Here is a 15217-nt window from a genome sequence, read left to right as displayed (position 1 = left end):
GAAAAATCGTTCAATAACCCAGATATTTCGGCAGCCACAGCGCCAGCTGCGGGAACGCGATCACCGCGATCATCACCAGGAACATGGCCAGCAGCATCGGGCCGACCCAGCGCACGGTCGATTCCATGCGCACGTTGGCGATGCGGCAGGACACCATCAGATTGACGGCCAGCGGCGGCGTGAACTGGCCGAGCGCGACCTTGAGCGTGAGGATCACGCCGAACCAGACAGGGTCCCAGTTGTAATGGTTCATCACAGGCAGCAGCAGCGGCACGAAGATCAGGAAGATCGACACGCCGTCGAGGAACATGCCGACGGTGATGAGCAGCAGAATCAGCAGCGCCATCACGCCGTATTCGCCGAGGCCCGAATGCACGATGGCGTTGGCGACCGGATCGATCACGCCGAGCGTCGAGAGCGAGAACGCGAAGATGCCCGCGAGCGAGACCACGAGCAGGATCACGGCGGAGAGCTCGCCCGCCTCCCGCAGGATGATGAACAGGTCGCGCACCTTGATCGTGCGGTAGACGACCATGCCGACGAACAGCCCGTAGAACACCGCCACCACGGCGGCTTCGGTCGGCGTGAACCAGCCCGCGCGCATGCCCCCGAGAATCACGACCGGCGCGGCGAGGCCCCACGAAGCTTCGCGCAGGCTCTTCCAGAACGGAGGACGTGGCAGCGAGGATTCGAGGTGGCCCATCTTGTGTTTGCGCGCCATCCACACGGCGGGAAAGATCAGCGCGATGCCGGCGAGCACACCGGGCACCATGCCGGCTGCGAACAGCGCGGGCACCGATGCGCCGGGCACAAGCACCGAGTAGATGATGAAGGCGACCGAGGGCGGGATGAGGATGTCGGTGGCCGCGGCGGCGCCGACGACCGAGGCGGAGAAGCTCGCCGGATAGCCCGCGCGGTTCATCGCGGCGATCATCACCGCGCCGACGGCGGCGGCGTTCGCGGGGCCCGAGCCCGAGATGCCGCCCAGAAACATCGCCACCGAGATGGCCACCAGCGGCAGCATGCCGGGGCCGCGTCCGACGATGGCGACCGCAAAGTTCACGAGGCGCAACGCGACGCCGGAGCGGTCGAAGATCGAGCCGACGAGCACGAACATCGGAATCGCCAACAGCGGGTACTTGCCCAGACCCGCATAGAAATTCTGCGGCACGGCGAGCAGACCGAACCACTGCGTCTCCTGATTCGCGAGCGCAATCGCGGCCGCGCCCGCCAGACCCAGGGCCGCGCCAATGGGCACGCCCACCATCATCAGCACGATGAAGGCAACGAACAGCAGAGTGGCGATCATGGCTGCTGGCCTCCTGCCGGAGCGTCACCGGACTCGGTGGGGTCGGTGAGGTATTCCACGTCCGACTGGCGCGAGCGGCGGATGAACAGGCCGATGGCGCGCAGGGCGATGGCGATGGAGAGAATCGGCAGCCACATCGTGTACCACCAGACCGGCACGCCGATGCCCGGCGAGGTTTCCTCAAAGCGGTAGTCGTCCCAGAGCGTGCGGATGCTGAGCACCGCGATCAGCGTGAACAGCACCGCGACCAGCACTGCGCCGAGCTGCGCGAGCTTGCGGCGGCGGTTGGCCGAGCCGCTCTCCGAGAAGAACTCGATGCGGATGTGCCGGTCACGCGCCACGGCGGCGGAGCCTGCGATGAGCGCGAGCACGATCATGAGAAACACGGAAATTTCTTCGGTCCATGCGAACGATGAACTGGTGAAGTAGCGCACGATCACGTTGGCGAAGGTGATCAGCGCGAGCGCCGCCATCACGATGACGGTGAGCCAGTCTTCAATGCGAAGGGACCGGGGCTCGTCGGAGGCGGTGGGGGTGGCGGGGGCTGGCGGGGTGTCCGATGCGGCCTGTGGGTCTGGCTCGACGGGAGATTGAAAGGACATCTGGAACGGCGGGAGCAATGATTCAACGAACGGAGGGATGCCAACGCCTTGCCCGACCATGTGGTGCATGAGAGAGGCCGCGTCATGCGCGCGAGTGATGAATTTGATTTTGCCCCCTAAGCTCCCGGGGGAATGTCGGGGTGTTCCCCGAGATCGGCGACAAAAAATTGCTGCGCTGCAGCATCAAAGATTGTGAGCATCGGAGCGCCGACGCCCTTTGTCGGCGGCTGGACGCGGATAATGCCCGTCATGGAAACCAAGTGGCTTGAGGACTTTGTCAGCCTCGCAGAAACCCGCAGCTTCAGCCGTTCGGCACAGCTGCGCCATGTGACGCAACCCGCGTTCTCGCGCCGCATTCAGGCACTCGAAGCCTGGGCTGGCACCGATCTGGTGGACCGCAGCTCGTATCCGACGCGGCTGACCAGCGCCGGCAAGACGCTCTACGATCAGGCGCTTGAAATGCTGCAGGCGCTGCAGAACACCCGCGCCATGCTGCGGGCGCACACGACCACCGGCAAGGACATGATCGTGTTCGCCGTGCCCCACACGCTGGCCTTCACTTTTTTCCCCGCGTGGCTGACCAAGCTGCGAACCGAGTTCGGCCCGCTCAAGACGCGGCTGCTTGCGCTCAACGTGCATGACGCGGTGATGCGTCTGGTCGAGGGCGGCAGTGATCTGCTCATCGCTTACTTCCATCCGTCGCAGCCGATCCAGCTCGACGCGGATCGCTACGAGATGGTGAGCCTCGGCCAGGAAATGCTGGCGCCCTACTGCAAGCCCGATGCTGAGGGCAAGCCGCTGTTCTGCCTGCCGGGCAAGCCGGGGCAGCCGCTGCCGTATCTGGGCTACGCGCCGGGCGCTTATCTGAGCCGCGTGACCGATCTGATCCTGAAGGAAGCGGCGACCACCATCCATCTGGACCGCGTCTACGAAACCGACATGGCCGAGGGACTGAAGGCCATGGCGCTGGAAGGCCATGGTGTGGCGTTTCTGCCGCACAGCGCCGTAAAGAAGGAACTGCGTGCCGGCAAGCTGGTGAGCGCCGCACCGAGCGACGCCGCGCATCTGCAGGTCGCCATGGAGGTGCGTGCCTACCGGGAAAAGCCGAATGCGAAGGAGGTGGGAAACACGCTCGCGCAGTCGCTGTGGACCTACCTGCAGTCACAGACGGATGCGGCACATGTCGAAGATTGAATGTGCACGCGTCAATGTGGTCATTCCATGATTTGATTGCATACTTCCCCGCAGCAATTAGCATTGGCGCTCGACGATTCAGATCGATACATTCGCTGAAAATTTTTGACAGTAGTCACACAACGGCTGCTTGTCTTCGTTGGGCAGTCCGTGCTTCCGCTGCGCGAGCGTTACCCCGCTCCAAGGCTCATGCGCTGCCCCCGTTCTCGCAATCAAGGAGCGCAGACAGATCATGAGAAACACTCTCCTCCGGGCATTCGCATGCCTGGGTGCTCTTTTCGCGCTTTCCTCTTCCATCACCACCGCGCATGCCGAAGGCGTGCTCGAGCGTGTCGCCAAGGGCGCGCCGCTGGTGATCGCGCACCGCGAAGCCTCGATTCCCTTCTCGTATGTGCAGGACGGCAAACCCGTCGGCTATGCACTGGAGTTGTGCCTTCGCATTGCCGAGCAGGTGCGCAAGCAGGCAGGCGCCAAGGACATGCCGGTGCAGCTGCTGATGGTCACGCCCGCCAATCGAGTGGAGATGGTCAAGACCGGCAAGGCCGACATGGAGTGCGGCTCGACCACCAACAATGCCGCGCGCCGCAAGGACGTGAGCTTCACCATCGCCCACTTCATCACCGGCGCGCGCATTCTCGTGCCCGCGGGCAGCAAGATCGAGGCGATCGACGATCTGACCAAGAAGAAGGTGGTGTCCACCAAGGGCACGACGCCGCTGGCGGCACTCGAGCAGCTCAACCGGGCACGCTACTTGCAAATGGACATAGTGACTGCGCCGGATCATGCGGCGGCGTTCGAGATGGTGAAAAAAGGCCAGGCGGATGCGTTCGTCATGGACGATGTGCTGCTCGCGGGACTGGCCGCTGGCAGCGACGAGCCCAAGGCGGTGAAGATCGTCGGTCGGTTTCTGACGACGGAGCCGCTCGCGATCATGCTGCCCAAGGACGATGTCGCGTTCAAGAAACTGGTGGATGACGAGATGCGCCGGATGATCAAGAGCGGCGAGATCAACGCGCTGTACGACAAGTGGTTCACCAAGCCGATTCCGCCGGCGCAGCGCTCCCTGAATCTGCCTGCCAGCTATTTGTTGAGAGACTTCTGGAAATACCCTACAGATCAGCTTCCCGGTTGATGGTGCAATCCCAGTTGATAGTTTGCTTGAGGTGAAAACAATGAGTTACGCTTGTCCGGTACTGCACCGTGGGTCGTGAGTCGTTGTAGTCAGTACCCTCGTTATTTTCCCGCTTCACTTGCAAGGAGAGTTTATGAAGAAGCATTTGATGGTCGCTGCCATTTCCGTTCTGGCTGCAGGCACCGCGTTCGCGCAAGCCAATGACACACTGGCGAAGATCAAGTCTTCGGGCGCCGTCACGTTCGGCGTGCGTGAATCTTCCGGTCTGGGCTATACGCTGGGCAACGGCAAGTACGTCGGCTTCCACACCGAAATGGGCGAGAACGTCCTCAAGGACATCCAGAAGCAACTGGGTCTGGCCAAGATGGAAATCAAGTACCAGCCGGTGACTTCGCAGAACCGCATTCCTCTGGTGCAGAACGGCACCGTGGACATCGAGTGCGGCTCGACCACCAACAACACGGCTCGTCAGAAGGACGCCGCGTTCGCCTTCACCACTTACGTGGAAGAAGTGCGCATCGCCGTGAAGGCCAACTCGGGCATCACCGGCATCAAGGACCTGAACGGCAAGACGCTGGTGACCACCACCGGCACCACTTCCGTGCAGACCCTGCGCAAGAACAAGAAGTCCGACGGCCTGACTTTCAAGGAAGTCATGGGCAAGGACCACGCCGACTCCTTCCTGATGCTGGAAACCGGCCGTGCCGACGCCTTCATCATGGACGGCTCGATTCTGGCCGCCAACATCTCCAAGTCCAAGGCACCCAACGACTACAAGATCGTCGGCGAAGTGCTGTCGGTCGAGCCGATCGCCTGCATGCTGCGCAAGGACGATGCCGCCTTCAAGAAGGCCGTGGATGACTCCATCGCACGCCAGATCAAGGACGGCACGCTGGCCAAGCTGTACGACAAGTGGTTCATGCAGCCGATTCCTCCCAACAACGTGAAGATCGGCCTGCCGCTGTCGGCTGCCACCAAGGCTGCATGGGATGCTCCGAACGACAAGCCCATGGAAGAGTACAAGGTCGCTGAGTAATCTTTCGAAATGAGCTGCGCCCCTTCGACCCACGGAGAAGGGGCGCTTTTGTTTTGAATCGTGCTGGCTGTGAATCGTTATGTACTATCGCATGCACATGACAGGCATATTGCAGCGCAACGCAGCCAATACGGTTCTTGAATTTGAAGAATAAAGAGGTGCTCGTATGAGTTGGGATTGGCAGGTGTTCTGTCAAGACACCATTACCCAAGAGGTCGGGCAAAGCTGTTTTGGAAAAAATGGCGACACCACTTATCTGGATTGGATGCTGTCCGCCTGGGGCTGGACCGTGTCGGTGTCGTTGCTGTCGTTGTTGATCGCGCTGGTTCTCGGCTCGATCATCGGTACCTTGCGCACATTGCCGGACCGGCCGTGGATCGTTCGACTGGGCAACGCCTGGGTCGAGCTGTTCCGCAACATCCCGCTTCTGGTGCAGGTGTTCGTCTGGTATCACGTGATTCCGGCCATCTTCCCTGCCTTGAAGCGCGTGGATGGTTTCGTTCTGGTGGTCTTCGCCATTGGCCTGTTCACCTCGGCGCGCATCGCCGAGCAGGTGCGCTCGGGCATTCAGGCCCTGCCGCGCGGCCAGCGCTATGCGGGCATGGCGGTGGGCTTCACCACGTTCCAGACCTACCGCTATGTGCTGCTGCCCATGGCGTTTCGCATCATCATTCCGCCGCTCACCAGCGAGACGATGAACGTGTTCAAGAACTCCTCGGTGGCGTTTGCCGTCTCCGTGGCCGAACTCACCATGTTCGCCATGCAGGCGCAGGAAGAAACCGCACGCGGCGTGGAAGTCTATCTGGCGGTCACGGCGCTCTACGTGTTCTCGGCCTTCGTGGTGAACCGCATCATGACATTCATCGAAAAGCGCTCGCGTGTGCCGGGCATGATCGCAGCCAGCGGAGGAGGTCACTGATATGAATCTCGCTCTCGACTGGTCATTCTTCTCGTGGGATCTGTTCGCCAACTATGTCTGGAAGGGTCTCAAGTACAGCGTCATGCTGACGGTGATCGCCACCATCGGCGGCATCTTCTTCGGCACCTTGCTCGCGCTCATGCGCCTGTCGGGCAAGAAGTGGCTCGACCTGCCCGCCACCATCTACGTCAACGGCATGCGTTCGATTCCGCTGGTGATGATGATCCTGTGGTTCTTCCTGCTGATGCCGATGATCATCGGAAAACCCATCGGCGCGGAAACCTCCGCCGTGGTCACCTTCATCGCGTTCGAGGCCGCCTACTTCAGCGAAATCATGCGCGCCGGCATCCAGTCCATTCCCCGTGGACAGGTGTTCGCCGGTCAGGCCATGGGCATGACCTACGGTCAGAACATGCGCCTCGTCGTGCTGCCGCAGGCCTTCCGCAACATGCTGCCGGTGCTGCTCACGCAGACCATCATCCTGTTCCAGGACACGTCGCTGGTCTACGCCATTGGCGCCTATGACATGCTCAAGGGCTTCGACATCGCGGGCAAGAACTATGGCCGCCCGGTGGAGTCGTATCTGACGGCCGCCGTGACTTACTTTGTGCTCTGCTACGCGCTCTCGTGGTTCGTCAAGCGCCTGCACAAGAAGATCGCCATCATCCGCTGACAAGTCGCTCCCATCTGAGGAATTCAAAAAATGATTGAACTCAAAAACGTTTCCAAGTGGTACGGCAGCTTTCAGGTGCTGACCGACTGCTCCACCAACATCCAGAAGGGCGAAGTGGTGGTCGTGTGCGGACCTTCGGGCTCCGGCAAGTCCACGCTCATCAAGACCATCAACGCGCTGGAGCCGTTCCAGAAAGGCGAAATCTTCGTCGACGGCGTGGCGGTGCACGACCCCAAGACCAACCTGCCCAAGCTGCGCAGCCGCGTGGGCATGGTGTTCCAGCACTTTGAACTGTTCCCGCACCTCTCGGTGACCGAGAACCTGACGATCGCGCAGATCAAGGTGCTCGGCCGCAGCGCGGACGACGCCAAGAAGCGCGGCCTCAAGATGCTCGACCGCGTGGGCCTGTCGGCGCAAAAGGACAAGTTCCCCGGCCAGCTCTCGGGCGGTCAGCAGCAGCGCGTGGCGATCGCCCGTGCGCTGTCGATGGACCCCATCGTGATGCTGTTCGATGAACCCACCTCCGCGCTCGACCCCGAAATGGTCGGCGAAGTGCTGGACGTGATGATCGGCCTCGCCCACGAAGGCATGACCATGATGTGCGTGACCCACGAAATGGGCTTCGCCCGCAAGGTCTCGAGCCGCGTGATCTTCATGGACGTCGGCGGCAAGATTCTGGAAGACTGCTCGCGAGACGAATTCTTCGGCAACCCCGAAGCCCGCCAGCCGCGGACCAAGGAGTTCTTGAACAAGATCCTGCAGCACTGATCTTTCTGAGGTGCTGCACGCCCTCTCCGGAGGGCTTGGCCTCTGCTGCAAGGCAATGTTCCTCGGCGATTGCCGAGATGCTCAGCGAGCGCCGCGACCTTCTTTCTACTTGGCAAGATCGAAGTCCCATCGGGTCTGGCCATATTTTTAGCAAGATGGAATGTAGGGAAAGGCACCTCGGGTGCCTTTCTTGTTGGGGCTGCATCAAGTCGCGGGTGGCAGACTTGGGTGCCATCTACGTTCGATGAATTGGTAGCTCAGCCATGACAGGAGCAGCGTGGATGAAACCACGATGCCATTGAAGAGCCATCCGGGCCCCGTGTGAGGACCAATGAGTTGATGACCGATATGAATCATCACCGAGTGGTAGAGGTAGACGCTGTAGCTCACCGCGCCAATCCAACCGAGCGTACTGAACTTCACCAGTTTCAGCATGCGTTCTTGCTGAGAGAAATAGAGGAATGCGACAAGTACGAGAGTAAAGCCGGTGCTGAGCAAAGTCTTTCCGAAATACACCAACCAGCGCGTCTCCCAGTAGGGGTACTTGGAGAACGCGTGCATGCAATATAGAACGATCATCGCGCCCGCAAGCAGTGCAGTCAATCCGATGACTGTACGGCGAGTGCCTTGTGTGCTGAACACTCCGCGCAGATAGCCCATCGCGACGAGCGAACCCATGGCGAATTCATCAAGGCTGCCGGGCAACTGCGAAGCCATGAAGAACCGTTGACCAATTGGCACTCCACTCCAGACTCCCGAGCGCCATGTCAGGGCGATCACGAACATCAATGGCACCATGAGCCAGCCGTGTCTGGTCCGCCAGAATGGCGCCGACGCCATCATGAACAGATAGAACATGAACTCGATACCTAGCGACCAATACGGCCCGTTGATCGAGAAGAAGGACCATTCCTGCAGGTGGTGCATCAAAAGCAGATGCATGAACAAGTCTGTCCAACCGTGTGTCGTCAGCAGCATGCTGACCTGCAAGGTGACGATCGCAAAGATCATCGAGACATAGTAGGCGGGAAGAATGCGGGTGGATCTGTTCTTCAGGAATTGAACCGAGTTCCAGTCCGGAGGACGCAGAACGGCGAGTGTGATGAAGAACCCACTGAGCACAAAGAACAGATCCACTCCGATCCAAAACGTGCTGAGAATCCGCGCGACTCCAGAGCTTGCACCAAATGCCGATTGGCCTGGCCAAAGCACTGGCGTATACGACTGCAGGTGCATGATGAAAACCATGGAGACCGCGAGGCCCCGTAATCCTTCAAGTACTGCTAAGCGAGACACATTGCGCGATTTATCCACGGGATCGGGTTCCTTTTGCTTTGCCGACGAGCGCAAACGCCTCTTGCTATTTTGTTGCGTCGTTCAATCTTCATTGCGGCTGCAAGGAATCGGGAGCGACTTCACCCGCCAATTTTTTGCACCAGCCTTACTCACGAGAACGCATTATGCGAGTTGGAGCACTGCATTGGCCACTTCGGTGAATCCTGCTCCGCGTTCGCCTTGCGTGATGTACTTCGGAAAATCCTTGAGCTGCGGAACAAAGCGCGTCACATTCGCCACGCCGACGCTGTTCTTGAATGTCTTGAACATCAGTTGGTCATTCGTCGAATCGCCGACGTAGGCCCAGTGATCCAGCTCCTTGTCGAGATCGCGCCCGAACTGCTCGCGCACGATCCAGCGTGCGCCTTCGAGCTTGTTGTGATCACCGAACCAGCCGTTGATGTGAATGCTGCTCACCGTGGCGTTCATGCCGGCCGCGCGCATGATGGCCACGGCCTGATCGATGGCCGCCTGAGGCAGATGCGTGAATTCGCTGTGATCGATCGCGATGTCGGTCTCGCGCCCAGCCGAGTCGGTCGCCAGCGTGGCACCTGGAACTTCGCGCACGATCTGCTGCGCGACTTCCTGCATGCGCGCGTAGTTGCGTGCGCGGGTGACGTCGTCCTGCTGGTAAATCTTTTGCAGTTGGCCTGTTTTGTCATACCGGAAAGCCACTGAACCATTTTCTGCCACGATGGCATCCACCGGCCAGATCGATGCAAACGGCTCGCTCCAGCCAATGGGACGCCCGGTGATGGGGATGACATGCAGGCCAGCGGCCTTCAGTGCGGCCAGCGCGTCAAGCGCATCCTGCGTGATCGCGCCGTCGGTGGTGAGGGTGTCGTCGATGTCGGTGAAGATGCCGTGCAGAGGGATTCTGTCCGACTGTGGCCATTGAGAGAGGGGGAGCATAGGCGGCAATGATAGAGGCACGCTCGGCAGGCTGGTGGTAGTCTGCCGAAGCCCTCGTCACTGTCTGGCGAATTCGATGATCGCCCGATAGAACTTGTCCGATCCGTCCTTGGGGTTGTCGGGGCCCAGTTCCATGCGATTCACTCCATGTTCCGTGGCTGCCTTGAAGCGCTGGGGAATCACCGAGAAATAGTAGGGCGAGATGAAGCGCGCACCCGCGTGCTTCTGTGCCTGCATGGCGGCCAGATGCACGCCGTCGAGCTTCCACTGCTGCGGATTGAATTCGGGAACCCCGTAGTCGTGGATCTTGCGTTGCGCGATGAAGAACTTCATCCACGGACTGTCGGTGGAGCCACCGTACATGTTGAGCCCCTGCTTCCATGGCGTGCTGCCGCGCAGCGTCGTGTCGGAAGCGAACAGCTGTTGGTTCCAGGAAGAATTCACGTTCGGCACGATCTGGTGGGAATAGAGCTTGTCTGCCGGGATTCCCGCCTTCAGGGCGCGTGCGTGAAAGTCTTCCAGAAAGCCGTAGACTTGAGTAGCACGGTATTCGTTCCAATCGCGTGCCAGCGGATTGAAATACAGATCCTGCAACGGCTTGGGCATGTCCATGTAGGTGCGGATGCCAGGCAGCGTCTTCTCGGTGGGTGCAAGATTTCGAAGGCCCGCTGGCGCGCGTGATCCGATGGTTGACTGATCGCGCGGAACCACCACGAACTCCCGTTCGCCCAGAAGCGATTTGCGCTTGTCGTCCGAGATCGCGACGATCTGCGCGATATGCTTGCCGGGCCTGAGGCCACTGTAGTCATAGTCGATGCGGTAGCCCGTATTGGCCGAGGTGATCTCTTCCACGGCACGGTACACATCGAGACGATTCAACTGTTGGCTGACGGTGCCTGCCTGCTTGCCATCGACGTAGAGATCCAGCCGCTTGACGGCTCCCTTGGGATCCCACAGCCATCCACCGATGGGGAGCACTCCATCCGCGTAGGCGTCGTAGTGCTCACCAAAGCTTTGCAGCTTGTCTTTGCGGATGTCCTTGGTCGGCGCCGGAACTTCTTCAAAGCTCGCAAATTGCAGTCCCATGCGTCTGGACAGCGTCTCCACCGTTCCGTACTTGGCTCGCAGCCATGTCTTGAATCCGGCGACTGACGCAGGGCTGTAGTCCGTGACGCGCATGTCCTGCTTCAAACCCATGCCGTTCTCGAAGTCTGGGAACATGTGGTGAAGCTCACCCACCAGATTTACCGCGACGATACGCTCCTGCGCTTCTTTGGGCAGCGTTTGGAGCTTGCTGGCAATGTATTCAAGCGCAGCATACCGGTACATGTTCACCGGAATCGAAGGATCGGTCGACAGCGTGTAGGGCAGGATCGTGTAGCCAAAATAGCCCAGCTGCGGTGGCGTTCCGTCGCTCAGCCACATGAGATTGCGCGGGTCCTTTCCGAGCTCTTCGGCAAGTGGACCAACGGTGTCGAAGTGGTCCGCCGCGAGATAGATGACGACCGGCCGTTTGATTTCGCGAATGAGTTGCAGTGACGCATTCACGTGGTCATCGTTGATTTTCCACCCTGAGTCGGTCTTTCTGTAGAGCCCGAGCAATTGCAGCGTGAGCGTGAATCCCACCTGTACATCACCTTTCGGGCCACCGGGCTCCAGGGTGTCCAGCAGCGCATTGACGGCGGCGGATCCTGTTTCCCCACGTCGGCTGCACTCCTGCGCCGCCTGCACATGGCTGGCAACGCGCTGCATATCGGCTGTCGCACTGGGGCAGACATACATGCCCTCCACGGTCGGAGCGACGACGAGCGGCGACCTGTGGGCAGCGTCCGCCGCGCAGGCCGGCGCAATGACCGCATGGAGGATCAGGGAGGCGGCGAAGGACGGAAGGGCAGAGCGAAATGGACGGGAAGGCAGACGCATGCAGAGATGGAGCTTGGAAATTAGAGGTTCTGACCGGTATCGGGCGAGTGAACAGGTGCCAGCAGATCGTCCAACGTCGTGCTCAGTGGTTCGGTGGGCGCATTGCTCACGTCATAGTGCATGAACGCGATGAGACATTGAATGCCGATGATGATCGGCAGCGCTGCGAGCATGACTGTCCCGCTCGACGCCGTCTGGTTGTGCACGTTGCCGGATATCCAGTGCATCAGCCCGAAAAGGCTTCCGCACAGCACCAGCAACACACCCATCAGGCTGTATACAGTACCGACGTTGAAATCTCGTACCAGGTAGTTGTATACGTAGCGACGACCCAGACGCGAAAGATGCTTTCGCAAAAACTCGGGCAGGATCTTGCTGATCTTGAGATTGGACTCCTCATCGGCGTAGACCGAATCCATCGGCACATCCTTGACTACCGCGCGCACGGTGTTCAGTCGAAACAGCATGTCGGTCTCGAAGAAGTAGCGGCGCTCGAGTTTGTCGAGTGGAAGCTCCTTCAACACGTTGGTGCGTACGGCTGTGTAGCCATTTGTCGGATCCATGCTGTTCCAATAGCCGCAGCTCAGTTTGGTGAGGAACGAAAGCACTGCATTGCCAAAGAGGCGCATTGGAGGCATGCCTTGAACGGATTCGGGGCGGAAGAAACGATTTCCCTTCGTGTAGTCGGCCTGATGACGCAGCAATGGTCGAACGAACTGCGGCAGCAGCGCGGGATTCATCTGCCCATCGCCATCGATTTTGACGACGATGTCCATCCCATCCTCAATCGCCGCCTTGTAGCCCGTGACGATGGCGCCACCTACGCCGCGGTTTTCCGGGTTGTAGAGCACGCGAACCCGCGGATCAGTGTTGTGCTCTTCAATGAACTTGCCGCTGTGGTTGGGGCAGGCGTCATCGATAGCGTAGATGACATCGACCTCCGGGCCGATGGCGGCAATCACGCCCATGACGTGATTGGTGACTTTGTAGCAGGGGATGGCGACGGCGATTTTCATGTTGGAATATTCAGGATGCACGCGAGGCGATGGTGATTCCGGCAAGAATCAACACGCCTCCAATGATCGTGGGTGTTTGAACTCTTTCACCCAGAATCAACCATCCCAGAATCGGAACGAAAAGAAACGCAAGTCCCATGAAAGGGTATGCCAGATGGAGGGGGGCGTTCCGCAATACCCAGACCCACACTAGTGTCGTGAGGCCGTAGAGTGCCAGAGCGCCAATCAACCAGCCGTTGAAGATCCAATCCTGCCAGTTCGAAGCGTTTGCGATGGATTGAGCGGCGCGTTTGAACAGCAGTTGTCCAAAGGAAATCCCGAGAACACAAAGGACTGTGATGCTTGTGAGAAATGTAGTCATGGTGGTGATGAGGCAACTTCAGCTTGAGGGCGTCTGTTCGCGTTCTCTCTGAAAGTATGGGTCAATTGGCTGTCGGTTCTGTATTAGGTCTCGAGCAGCTTCGGGAAGCACGGACTTTAACAATTCCAAGTTCCCAAACGTCACAATGGACCCAGCAGGACAGTTGAACGTAATTGAAAATGTCGTGTTCTTGCTTGGGCGCATTCTGTCGTTTCCGTGCGTCGCGTAGGTGTGCATAGCTCCGTCGGTGCGAAGCTTGAACGTCTGCGGTGGTTCATACCAACCCTCAGAGGGGTACGAGTCGGCGACTGCAACAGATGCATTGCTGCACTTCCGGTTGTCTGTCGTTGTCCTCACAGACAAACGGATTAGCCATATCGCATCCATGGTGTCGACGGGAGATATCTTTTCAGCATTGTCCAAGTTGATTGGAATCTGCATGGTGCCTACCCCTGAATCAAGCAACCATTGATGCTCACCTGGTGGGCGGCGTGCCCCGACGAAGGTCGGCTCGCCTATATTCCGCTGATCAAGGATCGTTTGAACGGGGCCCAAGCGTAGAGGGTCAATGGCAATTGCCTCATTTCGTTGCGCTTTGCGCAACAGCGCATTTGAACCTGGTATCAAAATTGCTATAAATGCAATGGTGAGTAGAATGCCGCGAATCCAAAAGTAGGTCGGTGACGAAGGGGGGCTGACGTTTCGATTCCAGAGACAATGAGGCCATGCGAATCTGATTAGCGTCGCGATACTGGTTGCAGAAAGCAGTATCAGAGTGGGTTCGATGAAGAACATGTTGTATCGAGCGTTGTAGAGCACGGGCAACAACTGAAAAATCATGGCTAAAGTCAGTAGCCCTAAAAGTAAGAGAACCCATGTGGTGGTGGAGTCGCGGTCTCTTGCTTCGAATTTGGACGACGCTTTCGTGATTTGGCTCTTGGCAAATCGGATGGTGCCGATGGCTATCGCAAGAGCAATGCTCAGCCATTCGAAGATGCGAAACTGTCGCGCTTTTGGATACAGTAGAAGCTCTGGCGTGCTGTATAGAGTCCAAGCTTTGAATTTGCTCCAAAAAAACACGGTGTTGTCAATGAACGTTGTGTTCTTGATGATCGATATGGCTACGCGGGCATTGTCGGAATCTCCGACTTTGGACAGCGTGCTCGTGGTTTCCGGATTCGCAGTTTTGGCGACTTGATATGCGTCATATTTGAATCCCAAATAGACTGGCTCCTGGCCCATTTTGAAAGGACTTACTCCATAAAGTAGTCCTGTCCCTGCGCCGGTACCCAGACTCCACAGACCGAAATAGACGCCGTTCTTTGCTACCACGGCGATAGGAAGCGTCAGGGCTATAGCGATCGCTGCCAGGAAATGTCGACTGATTTTCAAGACTTTCCCGTATCGTTCGCGTTGTACCTGTTCCGATCGTCGGCAGAGTAGTAGACAGACGATGGAAAGCATCAGTACCGTTCCGACTGCCATGAACTGAAGCACGGGCCGGGACAGCAAAGTGATCATCAGCCCGAATGCTGATAGGCTGAGCAACCAGCGCGGATATTTTGTGCCCAGAAGATACTCGACCGATGCTGCAATGAACAGCAGCAAGCCGAAAAGGTAGAGTGGCTCTGTCAGTACTTGGGGAATGAAGCTGGTCAGAGTAGGGTAGTAGACGAGAAGTGCGGTAGCCGTCACTCCAGCCCAGAAGCCGCCAAGTCGACTTGCGCAACGCCACATCAGAACGACACAAGCGAGGAACAGAATGCAGTTGGCCATCTGAATCGTAGCTGGATCCGCTCGCCAAATTGCCGCCCACCAATACCCCAGAGGCGCTACGTGATAGCTATAAGGGTCGGTTGTGAAGAAAGTCCACGAATGATCAAGCCATTTGCGCGCATTGGGCAAATATATCCAGAAGGCATCTCCATTGAGTGGAGCATCCGGTTGAGGGAAGTAGCGGATCAGTTGCCTGGTCGCTGCACTTAGAATCCAACCCAGCCAAACCAGCGAAAAAAAACGTATCTGTCGATCTGACAT

The 15217-nt window shown here is 58.7% G+C and carries 14 protein-coding genes; 6 read left to right on the top strand and 8 right to left on the bottom strand.

The features are described 5' to 3' along the window. Positions 1 to 10: 10 nt before the first annotated feature. Together ISG32_RS06945 and ISG32_RS06940 are read right to left on the bottom strand one after the other, a co-directional pair. Positions 11 to 1309, bottom strand: a complete 1299-nt coding sequence (locus ISG32_RS06945; protein WP_194770262.1) for a TRAP transporter large permease — start codon at positions 1307 to 1309, stop codon at positions 11 to 13. Then, entirely contained in the window at positions 1306 to 1911 is a 606-nt protein-coding gene (locus tag ISG32_RS06940) for a TRAP transporter small permease (protein WP_194770261.1), read from the bottom strand. The genes ISG32_RS06945 and ISG32_RS06940 overlap by 4 nt, the downstream gene beginning before the upstream one ends. A gap of 249 nt (positions 1912 to 2160) precedes the next feature. On the opposite strand from ISG32_RS06940, the gene ISG32_RS06935 reads away from it, so the two are divergent. The 6 genes from ISG32_RS06935 to ISG32_RS06910 all read left to right on the top strand — a co-directional run bounded on the left by ISG32_RS06935 (position 2161) and on the right by ISG32_RS06910 (position 7633). Beyond that, positions 2161 to 3105: a LysR substrate-binding domain-containing protein gene (locus tag ISG32_RS06935; RefSeq protein WP_194770260.1), complete on the top strand. Its 945-nt coding sequence runs from the start codon at positions 2161 to 2163 to the stop codon at positions 3103 to 3105. Between the two features lie 232 nt (positions 3106 to 3337). Beyond that, a complete protein-coding gene (locus tag ISG32_RS06930; protein ID WP_194770259.1) occupies positions 3338 to 4237 on the top strand; it encodes an amino acid ABC transporter substrate-binding protein in 900 nt (299 codons plus the stop codon). Between the two features lie 133 nt (positions 4238 to 4370). Continuing rightward, positions 4371 to 5273, top strand: coding sequence for a transporter substrate-binding domain-containing protein (locus ISG32_RS06925; RefSeq protein WP_194770258.1), 903 nt, complete (start codon positions 4371 to 4373; stop codon positions 5271 to 5273). Positions 5274 to 5439: 166 nt separating this feature from the next. After that, entirely contained in the window at positions 5440 to 6192 is a 753-nt protein-coding gene (locus ISG32_RS06920; protein ID WP_194770257.1) for an amino acid ABC transporter permease, read from the top strand. A gap of 1 nt (position 6193) precedes the next feature. Continuing rightward, positions 6194 to 6865 carry an amino acid ABC transporter permease gene (locus tag ISG32_RS06915; protein WP_194770256.1) on the top strand — a complete coding sequence of 224 codons (672 nt, stop codon included), beginning with the start codon at positions 6194 to 6196 and terminating at the stop codon, positions 6863 to 6865. Positions 6866 to 6895: 30 nt separating this feature from the next. After that, positions 6896 to 7633 carry an amino acid ABC transporter ATP-binding protein gene (locus ISG32_RS06910; RefSeq protein ID WP_194770255.1) on the top strand — a complete coding sequence of 246 codons (738 nt, stop codon included), beginning with the start codon at positions 6896 to 6898 and terminating at the stop codon, positions 7631 to 7633. Between the two features lie 204 nt (positions 7634 to 7837). On the opposite strand, the gene ISG32_RS06905 is transcribed toward ISG32_RS06910, so the two are convergent. From ISG32_RS06905 to ISG32_RS06880, 6 genes are all read right to left on the bottom strand, one after another. Continuing rightward, positions 7838 to 8947 carry an acyltransferase family protein gene (locus tag ISG32_RS06905; RefSeq protein ID WP_194770254.1) on the bottom strand — a complete coding sequence of 370 codons (1110 nt, stop codon included), beginning with the start codon at positions 8945 to 8947 and terminating at the stop codon, positions 7838 to 7840. Between the two features lie 144 nt (positions 8948 to 9091). Then, entirely contained in the window at positions 9092 to 9880 is a 789-nt protein-coding gene (locus ISG32_RS06900) for an HAD-IIB family hydrolase (protein WP_194770253.1), read from the bottom strand. 57 nt (positions 9881 to 9937) lie between these two features. After that, positions 9938 to 11803 (bottom strand): beta-galactosidase, encoded by a 1866-nt coding sequence (locus tag ISG32_RS06895; RefSeq protein ID WP_228529627.1) that lies wholly within the window; start codon positions 11801 to 11803, stop codon positions 9938 to 9940. 20 nt (positions 11804 to 11823) lie between these two features. Beyond that, positions 11824 to 12819: a glycosyltransferase family 2 protein gene (locus tag ISG32_RS06890; protein WP_194770252.1), complete on the bottom strand. Its 996-nt coding sequence runs from the start codon at positions 12817 to 12819 to the stop codon at positions 11824 to 11826. Between the two features lie 10 nt (positions 12820 to 12829). Continuing rightward, positions 12830 to 13180 carry an EamA family transporter gene (locus tag ISG32_RS06885; RefSeq protein WP_194770251.1) on the bottom strand — a complete coding sequence of 117 codons (351 nt, stop codon included), beginning with the start codon at positions 13178 to 13180 and terminating at the stop codon, positions 12830 to 12832. Positions 13181 to 13198: 18 nt separating this feature from the next. Continuing rightward, on the bottom strand, positions 13199 to 15217 hold the full coding sequence (locus ISG32_RS06880; RefSeq protein ID WP_194770250.1) for an ArnT family glycosyltransferase: 2019 nt from the start codon (positions 15215 to 15217) through the stop codon (positions 13199 to 13201).

It is taken from the genome of Diaphorobacter caeni (assembly GCF_015354245.1).
In the GTDB taxonomy this organism is placed as follows: domain Bacteria; phylum Pseudomonadota; class Gammaproteobacteria; order Burkholderiales; family Burkholderiaceae_C; genus Diaphorobacter_A; species Diaphorobacter_A caeni.
This window is presented reverse-complemented; position numbering and strand designations above follow the sequence as displayed.

Excerpts from the sequence above, each read along its gene's own strand:
- ISG32_RS06920 (WP_194770257.1), top strand. The coding sequence starts at position 5,440 with ATGAGTTGGGATTGGCAGGTGTTCTGTCAAGACACCATTACCCAAGAG.
- ISG32_RS06945 (WP_194770262.1), bottom strand. The coding sequence starts at position 1,309 with ATGATCGCCACTCTGCTGTTCGTTGCCTTCATCGTGCTGATGATGGTG.
- ISG32_RS06890 (WP_194770252.1), bottom strand. The coding sequence starts at position 12,819 with ATGAAAATCGCCGTCGCCATCCCCTGCTACAAAGTCACCAATCACGTC.
- ISG32_RS06940 (WP_194770261.1), bottom strand. The coding sequence starts at position 1,911 with ATGTCCTTTCAATCTCCCGTCGAGCCAGACCCACAGGCCGCATCGGAC.
- ISG32_RS06930 (WP_194770259.1), top strand. The coding sequence starts at position 3,338 with ATGAGAAACACTCTCCTCCGGGCATTCGCATGCCTGGGTGCTCTTTTC.
- ISG32_RS06925 (WP_194770258.1), top strand. The coding sequence starts at position 4,371 with ATGAAGAAGCATTTGATGGTCGCTGCCATTTCCGTTCTGGCTGCAGGC.
- ISG32_RS06910 (WP_194770255.1), top strand. The coding sequence starts at position 6,896 with ATGATTGAACTCAAAAACGTTTCCAAGTGGTACGGCAGCTTTCAGGTG.
- ISG32_RS06915 (WP_194770256.1), top strand. The coding sequence starts at position 6,194 with ATGAATCTCGCTCTCGACTGGTCATTCTTCTCGTGGGATCTGTTCGCC.
- ISG32_RS06895 (WP_228529627.1), bottom strand. The coding sequence starts at position 11,803 with ATGCGTCTGCCTTCCCGTCCATTTCGCTCTGCCCTTCCGTCCTTCGCC.
- ISG32_RS06935 (WP_194770260.1), top strand. The coding sequence starts at position 2,161 with ATGGAAACCAAGTGGCTTGAGGACTTTGTCAGCCTCGCAGAAACCCGC.
- ISG32_RS06885 (WP_194770251.1), bottom strand. The coding sequence starts at position 13,180 with ATGACTACATTTCTCACAAGCATCACAGTCCTTTGTGTTCTCGGGATT.
- ISG32_RS06880 (WP_194770250.1), bottom strand. The coding sequence starts at position 15,217 with ATGTCAGATCGACAGATACGTTTTTTTTCGCTGGTTTGGCTGGGTTGG.
- ISG32_RS06900 (WP_194770253.1), bottom strand. The coding sequence starts at position 9,880 with ATGCTCCCCCTCTCTCAATGGCCACAGTCGGACAGAATCCCTCTGCAC.